Below are 17737 nucleotides of genomic sequence, written 5' to 3' on the forward strand. Positions count from 1 at the left end.
CGGGATGTTCGGTTGCTAGTTTGTCTTCCTTCTTGCTTCTTGGTTCCGGTGTCTTGCTACTTGTGTCTTGCTACTTGATACTAAAGTCTTGCTTCTTAATAAAATCTGCCTCTTTTATAAAGCTTCGCCCGATCAGTCCCAAGGGAATTAGCGGGCATGAGTCAAAAAACTACTCAATGAGTAACAAATTTACTCGGGGCTTTGAGTTTTGCAAGTTTTTTAAGGAAAAAGTGAAGGGATTTGGAAGTACGAGGTACAAGGTACACTTATTCTTAGTCAACGGTCGACTGTCCACGGTCCACGGCAGCGGGATGTTCAGTTGGTATCTCGTTCTTGCTTGTTGGTTCTCGTCTCTTGCTTCTGCATACTGCATACTGCCTACTGTTTTAACCGCAAAGAGCACAAAGGGGCGCGAAGGTTTTTTTAAGTTTGGCTTTGGTTGAGGTTTTAAAGAACTTCAGGGCTTTTGGGCAGTGCTTGACTTTTTCAAGGTCTCAAAGAAAGAGCTTCGCTCTTCGATACTACGCAGTCTTGCTTCTTGGTTCTCGTCTCTTGATTCAGCAAACTGCCTACTGTTTTAGCCGCAAAGAACACAAAGGGACGCGAAGGTTTTTTTAAGTTTGGCTTTGGTTGAGGTTTTAAAGAACTTCAGGGCTTTTGGGCAGTGCTTGACTTTTTCAAGGTCTCAAAGAAAGAGCTTCGCTCTTTGGTACTTGGCAGTCTTGGTTCTAGTGTCTTGGTACTTGCGCTAGCTACTAGATACTTTGAATTGTCATCGTTCGACAGTCCCCTGTCCACGGGGCACAGGATAATCAGATGTTTTTTGTCTCGACTTTACCTGAAAAATGGTTATCTGTTATTACTGTTCACCAATAAGTGTTTTCACCTCTGCTTCCAATTTAGGTAGGTGATTGATAAGGATTGACCAAATATTTTCATCTGAAATACCATCATATGCATGAATGAAATGATTTCTTAAAGAAATAATCGCTCTAGCATGCTCAATTTTGCTGAAAGTATCGGAATCACTTTGCTTAATTCGATTTACTGCTTCTCCAATTATGGAGAGGTTTCTTTCAATGGCACGCTTAACCAATTTATTACTTCTGTAATGAGAAAAAGAGATGATATCTTCCTTTTCTTGAAATTCTGTAATTTCACCTATAGAATTAATAATATCTAAGAGCCACTTTGCTGTCTTATTTTCCATAGACTTTCAAGTGATCATTTTCAATGGATTCTATTAAGTAACTGTTTTTAAGTGTTTGTTTCTCAATTAGGTCAACTTTTCTACCCAAAAGTTTTTCCAAGGAAATTTTGAAATTGATGAAATTTTCAAAGTAGTCTTCCAATGGTACCGGGGTAAACTTGACTAAAAAATCAATATCTGATTTTTTGGAGAATGGACCCTTCAGCGCTGACCCAAAAAGATCCAATCTTTCAACATGGTAACGGCTACAAATTTTCCTCAAGTCAGGTAAAGCTTTATTGATTAAACCCAGACCATTGATCAATGCATATGAAGCAAGTTCCGGCTCGTTTACTTGATTATCAATATCTTTATTTTCCAAGTTCATTGGACAAAGATAATTATTGGTAGTAATAGTTTTGTATTGAGCGACAGATGCTTCGACTTGGTACATGGTACTTTGTACTTGGTACACTTATTCTTAGGCAACGGTCCACAGTCCATGGTCCACAGCAGCGGGATGTCAGTCGGTAGTTTGTCTATAATTTGGCATTTTTTTTACCGCAAAGTGCACGAAGAATATTTTAAGTTAAGCTCAGGCGGTCTTTGTTTTGGACTTCAATTCTTTTTGGCGCTAGAGTCGTTTTTCAAGGTCACAAAGGATTAAAAGCAAAGCTTTTGTTGGAATGACTGCTACGATCTCCGGTCTTCCGCCTTCGGTCTTGATACTTGATACTTATTTTTAGTCAACGGTCGACTGTCCACGGTCCACAGCAGCGGGATGTTCAGTTGGTATCTCGTTCTTGGTTCTAGTGTCTTGAAACTTGCGTCTTGCTACTTGATACTTATTTTTAGTCAACGGTCGACTGTCCACGGTCCACGGCAGTGGGTGCTTTAACTGGGCTTTGTCTCCGTTCTTGCCTCTTGCTTCTGCATCCTGCATATTGCATACTGCTTACTGCCTACTGTTTTAACCGCAAAGAGCACAAAGGGACGCGAAGGTTTTTTTAAGTTTGCCTTTGATTAAGGTTTTATTGAACTTTCTGACTTTTAGGCTCTTGGTATCGTTTTCAAGGTCTCAAAGAAAGAGCTTCGCTCTTCGATACTACGCAGTCTTGCTTGTTGGTTCTTGTTTCTTGCTTCTGCATACTGCTTACTACCTACTGTTTTAACCGCAAAGAGCACAAAGGAACGCGAAGGTTTTTTTAAGTTTGGCTTTGGTTAATTGTTGAATTGTTAAGGTCGATATGAGCAGCATCAATGATTTGGACGATAACTATAGATTCACTTCGTCGTAAGCTCCCCTCTCTCTTCAGGAGAGGGGTTGGGGGTGAGGTAAGGTTGGATGACCGATGTTGGTCTTGGTACTTCGTACTTTGTACTTCGTACCTTGTACTTGGTACATCCTAATACTTGCCTCATACTTTTTACTATCGAATGTCGAATGACAACCCTTGGACTCCAAAGTGACACTGTGAAGGGGAAATAAGTTTGAATTTACTTGATGGCTCGGTCCAGGGCTGGTTTTCCTCCTACGATGGGAAGGGTAAGGAGGGTGCTGTCCAGGTCGATGGTGAGTTGGGTTCCGGGCTTTGGAAGGATGGTAAACTCCTGATCTGAGGAGAAAATCATCAGTCCGATCTGCTGTCCTGCAGGAATGATCTGATCGTCGGGCTGCAGGTCAAAACTTACTTCGTAGAATTTCCCCGGCACCAAAGGCTCCGATTCGCTAATGGAGGAATGGTTTTGTGGATCGGCCCAACCCCGGGTGATGATATTGTCGGTGATTCTGGAGTTTCGCCCTTCGATCCAGGGCAGGGAGACGAGCCATACGGAAAGATTGGCGGCAGGCTTATTTGAGGCGAGTTTCACCGTGATTTTTGGGATTCCTGAAATATGGACTGCCTCCTTGAGCACCGAACTGAGGTAGATCAGGCGATGCTCGGTGTAATCCGCCTGTGCCAAAGCCGATCCGGAAAAGGAATAATTGTCGACCAAGGTTTCTTTGGCCCCGGAACTCAGTTTTTCTGTACTGAGGGATCCTGCCGCCGGAGCTCCGGCTTTGAGGTACAGGCTTACATTTTTGGCTTCGGGGTTGGGGTAATCGGCATAGGCTGTGGGCTTGGATCTTTCGTCCTGCTCGCGGACGATCCAGGCTTTGGGCTCATCCTCCACGCCATTTTCCACGCCATGCAGGAAGCGGGTAAACCAGCGGTTCATCATCGGGAATGGCGGTGGGCCACCGTGCCCGTTTTGGTGGTAATAGATTTTGGAAGGGATTCCTTTGGCGCGGGCGGCATCGTAGATCCGGTAGCTGTGCTCGGGCATTACGTTCCAGTCATTGAATCCGTGGGCCATCAGCAGAGCGGCTTTCATGGGTTCCATGTCATTGAGGTAGTCGCGTCCTGCCCAGAAGTCATTGTAGTCTCCTGTGGCGCGGTCCATGCCTTGTGCCATTTCGGTGTCGCGGACAGTTTTGTTGTTGTAGGGTCTTTTGGCTTCGTCCCCGCTGTGGATGAAATCATAGAGCACATCAATATCTTCGCCCAGGTATCCTCCGGGTGAGCGAACCAAGCCATTGGAGCGGTAATAGTGGTAATAGGAGGTGTTGGGAGCGATGGGGATGATGGCTTCGAGGCCTTTGACACCGGTGGTTGCGGCGGCGAGGGGAAGGGTTCCGTTATAGGAGGTTCCGGTCATGCCGACTTTCCCGGTGGACCAGAAGGCCATGACTTTTTCATTTCCATCCGGGGAGGTGTAGCCGTTGTCTTTGCCCGTCAGCCATTCTATGACGGCTTTGGGGGCCAGGGATTCATTGTCTCCGCCGACAGTTGGGGCACCTTGGGAAAGGCCAGTACCCGGTGAGGAAGAGTGCACCACGATGTATCCACGGGGAACCCAAGCCATGATTTCATCATTGGAGATGATCGGCCGTTGGCCTCTTCGCTGGACTTCCACGGTATTTCGGGGTGTTGCAGGGGCGCCCAATTCATGTTTGACATCCCAGAATATCGGGGCATTGCCTGCTGTTCCGGCATAGTATGGGCTGCTGGCATAGATGATGGGGAGTTTCAATCCTTCTGTTTCCGTCTGTCGCGGTCGGGTGACATCGACATGCATCCGGTCTAATTTTCCGTCGCCGTCGGTATCGAATTCTGTTTCCACCCAAAGGTCATGACGGATCCAATTGGCGGAATCCTTCAGTTCGGGGATAATCTGTGCTTCTCCGTTTTCGAAGATCGGCTTGACTTGAGCGAGTAAATCCGGAGTTCCAAGAGATAGAAAGAGAACAAAAAGTAAGGCTCGGGATATAATTTTCATTTTTATTGGATTTAATGGGGTGTTAAACTTTTACAAAATATAAAATGTGTTTTACATGAATTCACTTAGGGCTTTTCAATATCACCAAAAATATCCTCGCTTTATGACTACCAAGCGAAATTGGATTCAAATGACTCAAATAACCAGCACAAGAAAAAAGCTGATAACTATCGGGTATATCGGCGCAGCCACCTGTGTTTTCCCATACGTATAGGATCATGACATTTTATTTTATCTTTTCAGATAAGAAGAAAATCAATGATTTAGCCAAATGGCTTAGTTAATTTTCGATAAAATACATGTCTAACATCCCTTTATTTTTCACTTCAATTTTACCTCGATGTGTACAGGTAAAATCATCTTTGATTAGAATAAAAGTATCTCCACTGATATTTATTTTTCCAACTTTCCCATTACTTTCCATTCGAGAGGCGATGTTGACGGTGTCGCCCCAAATGTCATAAGCAAATTTCTTTAAACCAACTATCCCTGCTACCACGGAACCGGTGTGTATTCCAATTCGGAGGTTAAAAGTCGGAAGATTTGAATTTACTCTTCTTTCAATTTCTTCGTTCATAAATAGCTGAATTTCCATAGCTGCATTTATCACAGGTTTCGGACTAATGGCTTCATCGGTATCTAGACTTCCTGCACACATATAGCAATCCCCAATTGTCTTAATTTTTTCGATGTTATGCTTCATGATAATTTTATCAAAAGCAGTATAAAAGTAATTAAGCTCGTAAACCAATTCATCTGCCCCTAGCTGCTCACAGATTTTAGAAAAGTTTTCGATATCAGCAAAAAGAACTGTGACTTGTTTAAAATGCTTCGCCTTCGCTTTTCCGGTAGATTTCAGTTCTTGAGCAATATAAGATGGTAAAATATTTAACAATAAGCTGTCAGATTTTTCTTTCTCCAACTTCAATTGTTCGGTTCTCTCCTTCACCTTTTCTTCCAAATTTTCATAGAGCATAGCATTTTCAATAGAAATAGCCATTTGACCACTCAACAAAATGATGAGGTCAATTCTGTCTTGAGTAAATACCCCATCGGATAAATTATTTTCCAGATAAATCGCACCAATTGTTTTACCCAAATTGGAGAGTGGCACACATAAAATAGAGCGAACTTGATGACCAACAATGTAAGTGTCATTGCCAAATTTCCCGCTTTGGGAGGCATCGTCCAATATCACAGGTTCATTCGTATTAATCACAAAATTCACTACCGAATTAGGCGTTTTATGATATTGGCTATACGCAACTTTTGAAAAAATCTGAACTTCATGATTATCTGCCAGGCATTCTGCTTGTACCATTAATTGATTATCTTCTTTAAGAAATAATACTATTCGCTGAGCGCCTGCATTTTCAATAATGATTTTCATCATTGTAGACAATAAATCCTTGAGCCTCACTTGTTGAGAGATGGCTTCTGAAGATTTAAAAATTGTTTTCAGGTCAATATTGGAAACAATTGAATCTCCCAAGGATCTTTTTACATTTCCTTGCGGACTAGATCTTGATGTTTCAATTGTTGCTAATGAAATAGAATTATATTTCTCAAGAAGATATTCCGCATAGGCGGAAGCGCCTAAAGCATTATAATCATAGACAGCATCTCTGAGGTGAAACCCCGCTAGGCGAATTTGTGAGGAATTTTGATGAAACTGAGTTAATAATTGATTGGCTAAAGCCTGAACATGCAAGTATCCATATTTTTTGGAGGATTCAATTGCCGCATAATAGAGATTTTGGCATTGAATTGAATCGCCATTAATTCGGTGATATTCCGCTTCTAGCATCTGATATTTGTGAATGAAATTAGAGGAGCTATTTTCGGAGTATTTCTTAAAACGCTTGCAGATATTTTTTAATGCCCTTTTCCATTTTGACCGTTGAATACCTTTGGCATCGGAATATAATGCTGCTACGATCATTCCTTTATAAAAGAAATGTTCGGCAGTATGAAGCATGCCAGGTGAGTCAGGAAGATAATTGTCTGATTGCTTGACCATTTTATAAGCTTGCTCCATTTCCCCCCACAGGTATAATGTTCTCATTTTGTTTATAAAAAAATAATGGGCAAAATGACGAGAACCAAAGCTGGACAAGCCTTTTACATAGGTCTCTTCATCAAATTCATCATCAGAAAATGAATCTCTAGAATTGGTTTTACCCTGAAGATTTCTAATTGCCTGCTGAACACCCCTGACAGTCATGATTCCTTCCTTATAATTTATATTATTTAGGAAGTCCAAATATCTATTAGCAGCGGTAAGGTTTTCATCAAAATTCAGCCCTCGCATGAAATAACTTTGAGTGGTTCCACAAGCCGAACAACTTGCATGGAAAAAATCGCCAATTTCCAATCCAGCATTGTAAGAAATCTGCCAATGTCGTTCCATTTCCTCAGCGGGACGAAACCAAGGAATCGCAAAGTATCCTACTACAAAATGAGTTTCTGATTTATATTGATACGTTTTATATTTTTCTACTAGATCTAATGCCAATTGTCCAAATTCAAATCCAGACTTTTTTTGGTTAAGTATGGCGCCATGAAAAATTGCTCCAAATGCTATAAAACCCACACAACTTCCATTGGCATGTCCGTACCTAAGGTATTGATTGACAATTTTTGCCGCTAAATTTATGCTAAGTTCAGGTTTGATTTGATAGGCTGATTTAGTCACATTAGCCATTAAAAGAACAGCCATTCTTTGCTTCTCATCAGTCATTTCTTTCACATTGATGAGGTCCTTTATAGTGCGTTTACCGCGTAATAATCGGTATTCAATGTAATCCTTAATCAATTGTGGGGGCACAAATTTGGCTGGCAATTTCACTCCTAATGGACCACTTGCTATTCTGCCTGTTTCATAGGCTTCTTCAAATTTTCCTATATTATTATAGTAATATATTTTTCTTAAATAAACCTTTGCTTTATCCAAATCGGACTTGGCATGTGCTACTGCTATATCGAAAATCTCCGCAGCAATATCATTATTGCCACAGAGGTGTTCTGATTCAGCTTTTTGGATATAAAGATCCCGAGTGAGTGATGTGGGATGATTCCAAGCTTCTTCCTTGACCAATTTCATCGCCTGATTGATATAATCTAAAGCAGTCCGATAGGCTGTTGCGCTTTGTGCTCTTCTACTTGCTGCCAAATTAAGCTCCACTAATTTGGCTATTTCGGATTCATCTGTGATTAAACTTTGAGCCTCATTTAAGTTGTCAGTGATATCATATAGCTTATCACTTTCCTCTGGAGTTATCGTTTTTGATAACAAAAGTCTCCCTATTTTTAACTGTGTAAGTTGGCGCTCATCTTTGGTGAGTAGAGAAAAAGCTGCCTGTTGAATTTTATCATGTTGAAAAGAAAAATTAGAAAACAAATCATTGTTATGGATTCCTTTTGATAAAATTATTCCCAGTTGAATAGCTTCCGAAAGTTGATTAGTAGTTTCCTCGATGCTTAAGTCACTTACCTCACTCAGTGTATTCAGATCGAAATTACTTCCAATGCAGGAGGCAATTTTCAATGTGTCCAAAACTTCAGAAGGCAATCGTCCCAATAATTCAAGCATCAGCTCAATGACATTGTCACTGATTGCTGTTTCTTTGATTTTTTGAATATCGTAATCCCAAGATTGCTTTTCGTTAGAGAAAAAAATTGCATTTCTCTCATATAAGGAAAGTAGCACTTGCCTGATGAAAAAAGGATTGCCTTGAGTTTTTAGAGCTATTATTTCGACAATATCTTGGCACTTTTCGGGCTCAAGATGAATAGTTTCTCCAATTAGGCTTGAAATGGATTGAGTACTTAGAGGTGATAATTTTACAGTATTGATCGGGACATGTTTTTGCTTTAATTGATCTATCATTAACATCACCGGATGAGAGGAAGCTATTTCATTATCTCTGTAAGCTCCAATTAAGAAAAAATGTCCCAGGTGCAGATTAGAAAATTGATTATCAATCCATTGACAAGTGGTGTGGTCTATCCACTGTAAGTCATCCAAAAAAATGCACAAAGGATGTTCCTTACGACAGAAAACCTGGACAAAATTGTTAAAAACTAGATTAAAGCGAATCGTAGCTTCTGCATTTGCCAATTGGGGTAAAGGAGGCTGATCTCCAATCAATAATTTGGTTTCCGGTATTACATCTGTCAATACACGTCCGTTCGTGCCGACAGCCTGGAGTACCTTCTCTTTCCAATGTTCAATCTTCTGTTCGTTTTCTGTTAAGATTTTCCGAACTAGCTGAGCAAAAGCCAAAAATAATGAGCTTAAGGGAGTATTCTGCTTGAATTGATCAAACTTGCCTTGGATAAAAAACCCTTGATTTTGATTAATAGATTTTCTGACCTCTTTCACAAGGGCTGATTTTCCCATTCCGGAAGGTCCCATTACCAAAGCGATCACAGATTCCCCGTTTTTTACCTTTTCATAGCTTTGAAGGAGTATTTCAAGATCTGCTGTCCGTCCAAACAAGTTATCGGAAAAATTAAATCTGTTGGAGACGTCTTTTTTGCCTATCTGGAAATTTTGATCCTCAGACAAAGATTTCAATTCCGAAAAGCGATTGAGGTCATGGAGTACACCGAGCGCACTTTGGTATCTCTGCCCCGTATTTTTCGCCAATAATTTATCTACGATATTTGAGATAACCGGAGGAATATTGGGCAAAAGTTGGTTTAGGGGTTTGTGAAGCTTGGCTATGTGACAATGAATCAGTCCAAGAGGGTCTTCGGAAATAAAGGGGGGGACATTAGCCAATAATTCATACAAAATTGCCCCTAAAGAATATAAATCTGAACGCTGGTCCAATGCACGGTTCATTCTTCCGGTTTGCTCGGGAGAAACATAAGCCAAATTCGCCTCAAAAGCCTCTTCTGTAGAGGAGTGGAATGACTCACGAGCCAGCTCTCTAGCAAGTTCAAACCCGGTTATTTGTATACTACCATCTTCTTCGTGAAAATAGATGGTTTCAGGATTAAGGTTTTTATGAATGATTTGATGAGAATGTAAAAATGCGACAGCTTCAGTTAGTGGCTTTGCAATTTTTAAAAAATCCTCCAAATCAACAGACTTATTCATCAGGGATCTTAGATTGACACCTTGAGGATATGCCATAACAATGGTCAAACTATTCTCACTCGGTATCCTCTCCAATGCTTCAAGAATCGAATTGTGCTTCAATTTTTGAAGTAAAGAATATTCGAATTTCAGTCTATTTAATTCGTGGTGGGTTGGATATGCAGATTTTAATGATTTTAGTAAAACTTTTTTTTTATCCTCTTCTCGCTCGCCTACATGTATTATATACTTTGAATTTTCGATCAATTTGTTTTTTGAGATGTAATTAAACTTAGTCATGACGATAGGAGTATTACTTAAAAATTCTATTTGTCCTTATAAAAAATTCACATTCAATATGATTATAATTGATTTTAGTGACCATATGGAATTTCAGATAGTAAGTTATTTTGATCGAAGTTTCACCTGATGTTTATGTTTATCTAAATTCAAAGGCGTATAACCCTCAGGTATTTTTATGCCTTTGGGCAAATACCTCAAACCAAGAAGTGAATTATTAAGCGCAAACTGCATATATAAATCATAGTCTAATGCCATGATTGATTTTTTTACACCTCCTGAATTTATCATAATTTCAGTTCCAGACCTATTTTGAAAGTAATTGCTCCATTCTACTGAAGAGGGATTAAACAGGGTATCGCTGAACACTAGTTTTTGTCCTGGATCAGGGGAAGGGTAAAAATCATTTTGCTCAGGCCATGAAGCAGTACTATGACAACTAAGGCATGCTGATGCAGTAAAGTGCAGGTACTTATTGCTGCCAATTATTTCATTATTTGGGCCTAAAACCAAAACAGAGTCGACCGGTTTCGGTTCTATCTGAACTCCTCCGACTAGTGCCACATCTATAGGCCCAGAAAGACGGTTACCATATCCTAGTGTGACCCCTGCATAAGCGGGGGCATTTGGATTTATGTAGGTTTCCTCAAGCGTTTCATTGCCATTCATTTTTCCAGGGTCATTACCCCAGGAGATTCCTAATAATGTTAACCTGTCAAATGTGGTAGTTCCAGGACTATTAGCGTCATAAATGAAGGTTGAAAAAACCCATCCTGTTTCTGGTGAAGCAATCGTATCTTTTATAATGATATCAAACTGAATCCAAGTCAATTCTTGCAAAATTGGACCTTTCCCAACATTTGGACCGAAAAGCACCTCCCTGTAAATGGGAAAAGTACCTGCACCTTCAAGAACATTCCAATCCGCAGCTGAGGCTGTAGTCCCAGCAGCTTTTATGACTATAGCATTTTGCTTGAACTGCGCGGCTTCTGTGGTGTAATTTGGAAAGAAACCAGTAGGACTATACGATTTCCACAATTGATTTAAAGTCAAGGCTGAAATATCATTATAATAAACTATGACATGGTTCTGCATCGGTCTATCAAATCCATAATCTGTGAAAATATCACTTTTAATTACTTGCCCGGTCATTGTACCATAAACAGATTCTAGACCTTCCCATCCAGTCGAATCATAGTTTTGAGCACTCCAAGCCATATTATACCAGTTTTGTCTGTTGGTGCTTCCCGTCCAGACTTCAGGTTGGTCAATCATAATGGTCATATCCTCAGCGATATATTGCCTCACCGCCATGATATATTTTTCAGCATTGTTCTTGGTCAAGGGCTGCCCATTAAGCACTTCTTCCCAAGGATAGCTCCGCTCGGGGACAACCTCCGGATAATTGTAATTAGCCTTAAAAAATGGTCCATCAAACACCTCTGGTGAAGGAAATAGCCCATTATTGTCAGCAAATGGCTCTAAAATCTGTATTTCCGATACCTCATTAATCTTGCCGGAGTCACTTTTTGAACATGCCGTATTCAAAAAAAGTAATCCAATAAAGAGGTAAAAAACGCTCTTGAAAAATCTCATTGGTTTGGTCAGTAAAGTTTGGAATAAATATAAAAAATTTAAGCATTACAAAGAATATAATCTTGGAATTATTCAATATTTCAATAAAAAGTCTTGAATCCTAAGCTCCAGACAAACTTCAAAACACCAAATTTCGAATGATTCATGTGGTTCCGGCGTTTGTAAATATTATTGCAATTATCCATTCTCGAGGTCGCTGATGGTTAGTCCGTCTATTCCACCACTTCCACAGCTGGACTTGATGTTTTTAAAAGTCTCCAGTATCAATATTTAGACACTAACCTGTAAACTATTCACCGAGTCACAAATCCCCTTAAAACCCTCAGTAGGCGAAGGAAATCGCTCTTGACTTTTTCTGTAAAAATGATGTCGCCCCTTTTGGGTTATCCTAAAAAACAACCACGTTTAAAGCTATAATCCTGTTTTCCCCACCAAGGCGGGGGCACTTCGGGATTTAAAAGCCAGAATGGCTGAAATAATTATAGAAAACATTGGAGAAGCATTCATGTAAATCTTGCAAGGGATGATATAAATTTAAAAATCGATTTCTCATCCTTTGAAAGGGGGAAGTTCTTAACACGCTTTTTTTAAAATTACCAAACTTCGAGTACGCCACGGCGCACTCAAAGGTATACCTACAAAAGCCTACAAACCATAATTCCTGATTGAGATTTGTTGGCAGCGAGGTATTCGCTTAGAGGTTTAGCAGAGATTTCAACTTGCATATTTCCGGTTCCTGCATGCATCAGGTGGATTCTTCCTTCTTTTTCAATGGCAAAACCCACGTGTACGATATCCAGGTTTTTCATCGAAGTGGTAATTGCGATCAGGTCTCCCGCTTGGATGTTTTTTTCAAGTGACTGGATCTCTGCTTTTGGGATAAAATGATAGGTTCTTTTGGCGATTTCCGCTTCGTCTGCTTTGATGGCTTTCAGAAATTCCGGGTTGGAAAGCTGTGTGTAGAAGCGTGGGTTTTCGGACATGAAGGTGGGTTGATTCGGATAAAGCGTCCCACCGATTTCTTGAGTGATATCCCGGATAATGCCTTTTTGTTGATTTTGGTAGATCCAGTCCGAGAAGTAATGCAGTCGGGAGGAATAGTCTTTTCTTACCCCATCTTGATACCGAAGCCGCTCCAATTCCTGCTCGAAACCCTCAAACGTCAAGTTTCCCGACTTGGCAATCTGAGCCATAGTCACCACTGTCTCCAGATAAGTCGTGCAATCCAAGCCGGTCAGGTTGATGACCAATTTCTCTTCACCGGGGAGTTCTAATGTTTTTTCGACATAGGGCGTGCCGAGGAAGCTTTGACCGATTTCCAGTGTGAGTTGGTCGATTGATTTGCCGCTTAGCTCTTTTTGGGAAAGTTCGGTCAGGATGCCATCGAGGCGTGCGCGGCTTTCCAGGGTGCAGACGGTTTGGGCGCTAAGCGAAAACGAAAGGAGGAAAAGGAAAAGAGTTAAAAGGCGCATTTGGAGGGGTTTATTTTCAGGATTTTGGCTAAAGCCGAATTCAAATTTGTCAATAATTAATGGATTTAAGGAAGTGAATTCCCTTCCTATTCAGAAGGAAAGCTAAAACAATTCAACTCCCCTTCATTTTCTCTCCTCTAGCGGAAAGTTGCGCCAACTCCAAAATCCGGGCCTTTCTGGTTTTTTCGGTTTTGGCGAGCTTTAACCAACGCAAGACAAAACGCTTGCTGGAATCATTAATTGCAAAGAAAAATTCGGTTGCCCCAATATGCTTTTCCAGTTCATCCTGCAGATCCTGAGGCACCATAAGCTGATCCACGTCATCCATAAAATCCCACAAACCCGATTGCTTGGAATTTTCGATTGACAGAAAGCCGGATTGATGCATTTTACCTTCAGCGATCAATTTGGCTGCTCGGTCCTTATAGGTTTTGGCCCAATGCTGCACTCGGCGCGGTGAAATAAGCTGCATGGTCCGAGTATCGTCTAATTTCCTGCGTATGCCATCAATCCAACCAAAACAGATTAATTCGTCCAAAACATCATCTGTAGAAAGGTATTTCTCAGGTACGATTTTCAAAAATGTCACCAGCCAAACGCTCTTCTCCTGACCATGGTTTTCTTCCAACCATGTCCTTAACTCGGGCTTGGAGGAAACTTCAAGTTTCTCAAAATTGTCGGTTTGGATCATTTTCTTTTATGTGTATTCGGTTAGCTGCACGTACCCAAATAAAGGTAGAATTAAGTTCCAATTGAATGTGCTGTGGACTGTTGACAGTCGTCTGTGGACGTGTATCCGCATACAAAATACCCCAAATCTAGTCCACGTGCATCAGTGCGGATACACATATTTTCTTTTGTTTTTATTTCTGCCAATTTTCCCATGGTGAGTTTGGTATTGAGTTGTATTGGTTTTTTTAGACCTGTTTTATAAAGCAGACTTTCTATTCTCGTTCCTCGATTAGTCTTTTTACATATTGGTTGTAAGCTTCCTTTTTGAAGTCAAACCAATCTTCTCGATATGCTGATGAGTCAATTAGAATTTTGAAATTCTGAAAAGGCTTTCTATTGGAAAGTCGGTCTAAAATCCGCTCTCGGAACTTTAGGTCAGAAATGTATTGAGCAAAGTTTTCCAGGTGTTCCCTTCTCGACATATTCCTTGTCACTCCAGGCTCCGCCATTTATGAATTCACATACCTCATTCAGTTTAAAAATCATCTTACTTCGTTTAGTTGATTTAGCACTAAAGCGGATAAGCTATCCATTCGGGAGAAGGCAAACCACTTTTTCCCCAGATCTTTTAGAGAAGCCCCAAGATGATACAATTCGCTTTGATCGATCAGCAAAAATCGGTCATGGCTTTGGGTAAAGGTCTTTATGGTTATTCCAGGATATTGAGCGTTGTGCTTATCCAGATCCAGTTGCAGGGTTTTGGAAACGCTTTTGGTAAAGAGAATAGCTGTTACTCCGATCCTTCGCTTGGTCAGTAGGGTAAGTACGCTTTCGTCTATGTAATTGTCTATCAAAATAATTTCTCTTTTTGCTCTTTTAATCAAATCGGACACAAAAGCATAGGCATCAAAAATCTGCCCATCGAAAAATATTCCTTTGTCTGGTTCGGGTCGTCCTGACTCTAGTGCTTTAAATAATCGGTCAAACTTTTCGTCATTTTGCAATAGTCGTAGTTCCACCTGATCCAAACGCTGGAAGACGGTGGCATTTTGCAGAAGAAATCTACGCATGGAAACAAAGGCTCGCATAATCTCAACATGCACTTTTACAGCATATTCACTTTTCAAAACTCCTGATAAACTGGCTACTCCCTGTTCAGTAAATACATAAGGCAAATATTTCCTGTGTTTCCCACGATTATCTTTTAAGATCGCATTTTGCGATCTTAAAGTCTGATCACTTGATAGCTCACTTGGAGATGACAGCTGTTCCCACTCCTGCCAAGTCAGTTGAAACATAAAATCGGAAGGAAAGCGATCACCATTTCACTTCACTTGCTCGTTGAGTCGGCCTGTGGATACTTGGTAGAGTTCTGCAAGATCACTATCAAGCATTATATGCATACCCCTGATAGTAAATATCTTATTTTCAATATGTTGCTGATTGATTAATTCCATGGTGTGACTATCAAAGAATCAATGTTTGCGGTCGCAAAATGCGACCGCAAATTATCCAACTCACTTTGAGATAGTTGAAATATGAAACTCTTGGGAAATTGCTTTTTGCTTCTTTTGACTAGCTCATTAAATCTTTTTATTTCGACCCCAAATAGCTCAGAAAGATTTTGAGCATTGGAAATCATAGTCTGTGGTTTCCAAATTGTAGAGTTCTCCTTTGAAATTCATAATTCCATATCGTAAACCGGTCAAAACATCTTCACTAACCTACCAATTCCCCACCACTTAAAAAAGCCCATTGCACCCCAAAAACCCGCTTTACCCGACAACAGACGACTACAATCGAATACAAACGACTAGCTAACGACTACTTTTTTCGCTGCCCCCAAACTTTGGACCATCAGTTATCCTCTAGCGGAAATTGTTAATCAAATATTTCACTCTTAATATTTTAAAATCATGAACACGCTAAGAAACAAAGTTCAGCTCATCGGTAACCTGGGTGCCAAAGTAGAATTGAAAACCCTCGAGTCCGGCAAAGTCGTAGGCCACGTCACCATGGCGACCAACGAAACCTACAAAAATCAAAAAGGTGAAAAAATCATCGAAACTACTTGGCATAATTTGGTCATCTGGGGCAAGCCTGCAGAGACACTTTCCAAGTACACAGACAAGGGTTCGGAAGTCGGTATTGAAGGTAAACTCACCAACCGCAGCTACACCGACAAGAATGGTGAAAAGCGCTACATGGCCGAGATCGTAGTCAGCGACTTTATTCTAATGGGTAAGAAAGGGAAGGAGGACTGAGATCCTTGGTGGATCTGTAAAAAGTAAGTGGTAAGTTGTGAGGGTGTAGCTTATTCCTCACGACTTACCCTGTTACCAAAAGCAAAAAATTTGAATTCTTTAAAGGAGGTTCATCTCCACATTAATACCGAATTTGAGTTCCTGAAAATCTGCGAAAATCGGTGCTCTTTTCTGTGCAAATCTGCGGGAAATTATTACTAAAAGGGGAAGTAGGATTGAAATCCTTGTGGAATTGTAAATGGTAAACAGTAGGTTGTGAGGGTGCTCTAAACTACTCATCACATACTACTTACATTTTACTTTCCACAAAAAAAACAACTACCGAACCATCTCCTTAATAGCCGGGGCAGCCTTTGCATCGGGATAATCCATTCCCAGCAATTGGAAAATGGTGCGGGCGATCATTGCTGATTGCCATTGTCCTTGGGTTTTCATTTCGCCGGTAGCCGGTGTATCGGGCCCGATGGCCATCATCCAAATTTCTCCTGCATCCGGTATGCTGGAACCGTGGCTTTTCCAGGAGGATTTGTTGGTGCCGCGGCCATGGTCTGTGGTGATGATCATGGTAGTTTTGTCCTTGTACTGAGGATCTGACTGGATGTATTCCCAGATTTCCCTGATGTAGGCATCGGTCTGCCGTGCCGACCAGAGGTATTGGTCATATTCGTTGTCGTGGGCCCAGTCGTCTGTTTCACCGTAGGCGATGTAGGTCACGCGCGGCTTGTATTTTTTCATTGCTTCCATGGCAAAGTGATGCGTGAATGGATCCAATCGAACCCCGCCCCAAGGTCCACGGATTTCTGATTGAAGTCGGTTGAGGGTCTTTTCGACATCCGTTAGGCCCGCTCCTTCCGCCTTATCGAAACCTGCGTTGACCGGAATTCCGCTTCGCTCTTCATTGACAATGTATGGAAACACGTCCCAACTGCCAAAAGCCATTACTTTGCCTTTATATTCCGGCTTTTGGTTTAAATATTCCAAAAAAGTCACATTCGGGTTGTTGATTTTGGAGTTGGAGTTGATCCGCTCGTCATCTGCAAATCCGCTCAAAACCTCATTGTATCCGGGGTAGGAAAACCACATTTTGTTTTGATTGTTGACCATATTTCCATGGGCCCTGTTGCCGTAGATCTGTCCTTGTGTGGCGATTGTGTTCCAGACGAATGGAAAAAGCATTTTGCGGCGAAGCTTGGGATCTTCATGCCAGAAGTCCCCCAAAAGGGAGCCCATGGATTTGATCATTCCGGTGTCATCGACGAAAAGAGAATCGGCACCTTTGAAGAGCTCCTGCCACCTGAGTCCGTCCAGGGTGATGAGGACGATGTTTTCGGTTTTGTGGGTTTTGTTTTGGGAAAAGGCGGGTTGGGAAGCCAAGAGGCAGAGTGCCAGAAAAAGGAAATTGGAAATTTTCATTTTTTGATTGGGCATGATTTTTCAATTATTGGGCTAAAGCCCGGTTGAAGTAACATATTGAATTTGGGAACGGGCTAAAGCCGCGTTCCTATTCAAAAAATGTATTGCAATTAGGCTGAAGCTAGGTTCCTATTCAGGGAATTCCAATTCAATATGTGGAATTATTGGTGTAATTCCCACATTGAATCCCTTCCATCTTTAGATGGGGGAGTTTAATCGATTCTATTGAAGCTGATAGGCTTTAGATAAAAATTCCTTCTTTCAGTATTGGGCTAAAGCCCGGTTGGCTGTAACATCTTGAATTTGGGAACGGGCTAAAGCCGCGTTCCTATTCAGGGATTGTCAATTCAGTAAAGAATGGGCTGAAGCATATTCATACAGGTCGAATTAAATTGCTTTGTGCTCGATGTGCGGTTCCAACAAG

At 41.0% G+C, this 17737-nt stretch carries 11 protein-coding genes and 1 pseudogene; 1 reads left to right on the forward strand and 11 read right to left on the reverse strand.

The annotated features are described in order from the left end of the window. Positions 1–859 precede the first annotated feature (859 nt). The 10 genes and pseudogenes from BLQ81_RS12890 to BLQ81_RS23135 all read right to left on the reverse strand — a co-directional run bounded on the left by BLQ81_RS12890 (position 860) and on the right by BLQ81_RS23135 (position 15278). A complete protein-coding gene (locus tag BLQ81_RS12890) occupies positions 860–1210 on the reverse strand; it encodes a HepT-like ribonuclease domain-containing protein (RefSeq protein ID WP_092730642.1) in 351 nt (116 codons plus the stop codon). Continuing rightward, positions 1200–1643, reverse strand: a complete 444-nt coding sequence (locus BLQ81_RS12895; RefSeq protein WP_245693260.1) for a nucleotidyltransferase family protein — start codon at positions 1641–1643, stop codon at positions 1200–1202. Before BLQ81_RS12895 ends, BLQ81_RS12890 begins: the two co-directional genes overlap by 11 nt. A 1043-nt stretch (positions 1644–2686) precedes the next feature. After that, complete coding sequence (locus BLQ81_RS12905) at positions 2687–4510, reverse strand: Xaa-Pro dipeptidyl-peptidase (protein WP_092730648.1); 1824 nt, start codon at positions 4508–4510, stop codon at positions 2687–2689. A 280-nt stretch (positions 4511–4790) separates the two neighbouring features. After that, positions 4791–9896, reverse strand: a complete 5106-nt coding sequence (locus BLQ81_RS12910) for an adenylate/guanylate cyclase domain-containing protein (protein WP_092730650.1) — start codon at positions 9894–9896, stop codon at positions 4791–4793. 105 nt (positions 9897–10001) lie between these two features. Then, entirely contained in the window at positions 10002–11492 is a 1491-nt protein-coding gene (locus BLQ81_RS12915) for a hypothetical protein (protein ID WP_092730652.1), read from the reverse strand. A 635-nt stretch (positions 11493–12127) separates the two neighbouring features. Beyond that, positions 12128–12964 (reverse strand): N-acetylmuramoyl-L-alanine amidase-like domain-containing protein, encoded by an 837-nt coding sequence (locus BLQ81_RS12920; protein WP_092730654.1) that lies wholly within the window; start codon positions 12962–12964, stop codon positions 12128–12130. A 112-nt stretch (positions 12965–13076) separates the two neighbouring features. After that, positions 13077–13655, reverse strand: a complete 579-nt coding sequence (locus BLQ81_RS12925; RefSeq protein WP_092730656.1) for a YdeI/OmpD-associated family protein — start codon at positions 13653–13655, stop codon at positions 13077–13079. A 253-nt stretch (positions 13656–13908) separates the two neighbouring features. Next, positions 13909–14145 carry a UPF0158 family protein gene (locus tag BLQ81_RS12930; RefSeq protein WP_092730658.1) on the reverse strand — a complete coding sequence of 79 codons (237 nt, stop codon included), beginning with the start codon at positions 14143–14145 and terminating at the stop codon, positions 13909–13911. Between the two features lie 33 nt (positions 14146–14178). Continuing rightward, positions 14179–15093 (reverse strand): annotated as a pseudogene (locus BLQ81_RS12935) (ORF6N domain-containing protein). Continuing rightward, positions 15084–15278, reverse strand: coding sequence for an ORF6N domain-containing protein (locus BLQ81_RS23135; protein WP_092730660.1), 195 nt, complete (start codon positions 15276–15278; stop codon positions 15084–15086). The pseudogene BLQ81_RS12935 and the gene BLQ81_RS23135 overlap by 10 nt, the downstream one beginning before the upstream one ends. Positions 15279–15552: 274 nt before the next feature. On the opposite strand from BLQ81_RS23135, the gene BLQ81_RS12945 reads away from it, so the two are divergent. Next, positions 15553–15900: a single-stranded DNA-binding protein gene (locus tag BLQ81_RS12945; protein ID WP_092730662.1), complete on the forward strand. Its 348-nt coding sequence runs from the start codon at positions 15553–15555 to the stop codon at positions 15898–15900. Between the two features lie 318 nt (positions 15901–16218). Here the strand turns inward: BLQ81_RS12945 and BLQ81_RS12955 are convergent, their stop codons facing one another. Then, positions 16219–17328 (reverse strand): sulfatase-like hydrolase/transferase, encoded by a 1110-nt coding sequence (locus tag BLQ81_RS12955; protein ID WP_245693261.1) that lies wholly within the window; start codon positions 17326–17328, stop codon positions 16219–16221. Between the last annotated feature and the right edge of the window lie 409 nt (positions 17329–17737).

Source organism: Algoriphagus alkaliphilus, from assembly GCF_900103735.1.
Taxonomy (GTDB): domain Bacteria; phylum Bacteroidota; class Bacteroidia; order Cytophagales; family Cyclobacteriaceae; genus Algoriphagus; species Algoriphagus alkaliphilus.

What these genes read in the sequence shown, in the direction of transcription:
- BLQ81_RS12915 (WP_092730652.1), bottom strand. Translation starts at nt 11,492, where the DNA reads ATGAGATTTTTCAAGAGCGTTTTTTACCTCTTTATTGGATTACTTTTT.
- BLQ81_RS12930 (WP_092730658.1), bottom strand. Translation starts at nt 14,145, where the DNA reads ATGGCGGAGCCTGGAGTGACAAGGAATATGTCGAGAAGGGAACACCTG.
- BLQ81_RS12920 (WP_092730654.1), bottom strand. Translation starts at nt 12,964, where the DNA reads ATGCGCCTTTTAACTCTTTTCCTTTTCCTCCTTTCGTTTTCGCTTAGC.
- BLQ81_RS12955 (WP_245693261.1), bottom strand. Translation starts at nt 17,328, where the DNA reads ATGCCCAATCAAAAAATGAAAATTTCCAATTTCCTTTTTCTGGCACTC.
- BLQ81_RS12905 (WP_092730648.1), bottom strand. Translation starts at nt 4,510, where the DNA reads ATGAAAATTATATCCCGAGCCTTACTTTTTGTTCTCTTTCTATCTCTT.
- BLQ81_RS12945 (WP_092730662.1), top strand. Translation starts at nt 15,553, where the DNA reads ATGAACACGCTAAGAAACAAAGTTCAGCTCATCGGTAACCTGGGTGCC.
- BLQ81_RS12925 (WP_092730656.1), bottom strand. Translation starts at nt 13,655, where the DNA reads ATGATCCAAACCGACAATTTTGAGAAACTTGAAGTTTCCTCCAAGCCC.
- BLQ81_RS23135 (WP_092730660.1), bottom strand. Translation starts at nt 15,278, where the DNA reads ATGATTTCCAATGCTCAAAATCTTTCTGAGCTATTTGGGGTCGAAATA.
- BLQ81_RS12910 (WP_092730650.1), bottom strand. Translation starts at nt 9,896, where the DNA reads ATGACTAAGTTTAATTACATCTCAAAAAACAAATTGATCGAAAATTCA.
- BLQ81_RS12890 (WP_092730642.1), bottom strand. Translation starts at nt 1,210, where the DNA reads ATGGAAAATAAGACAGCAAAGTGGCTCTTAGATATTATTAATTCTATA.
- BLQ81_RS12895 (WP_245693260.1), bottom strand. Translation starts at nt 1,643, where the DNA reads ATGTACCAAGTCGAAGCATCTGTCGCTCAATACAAAACTATTACTACC.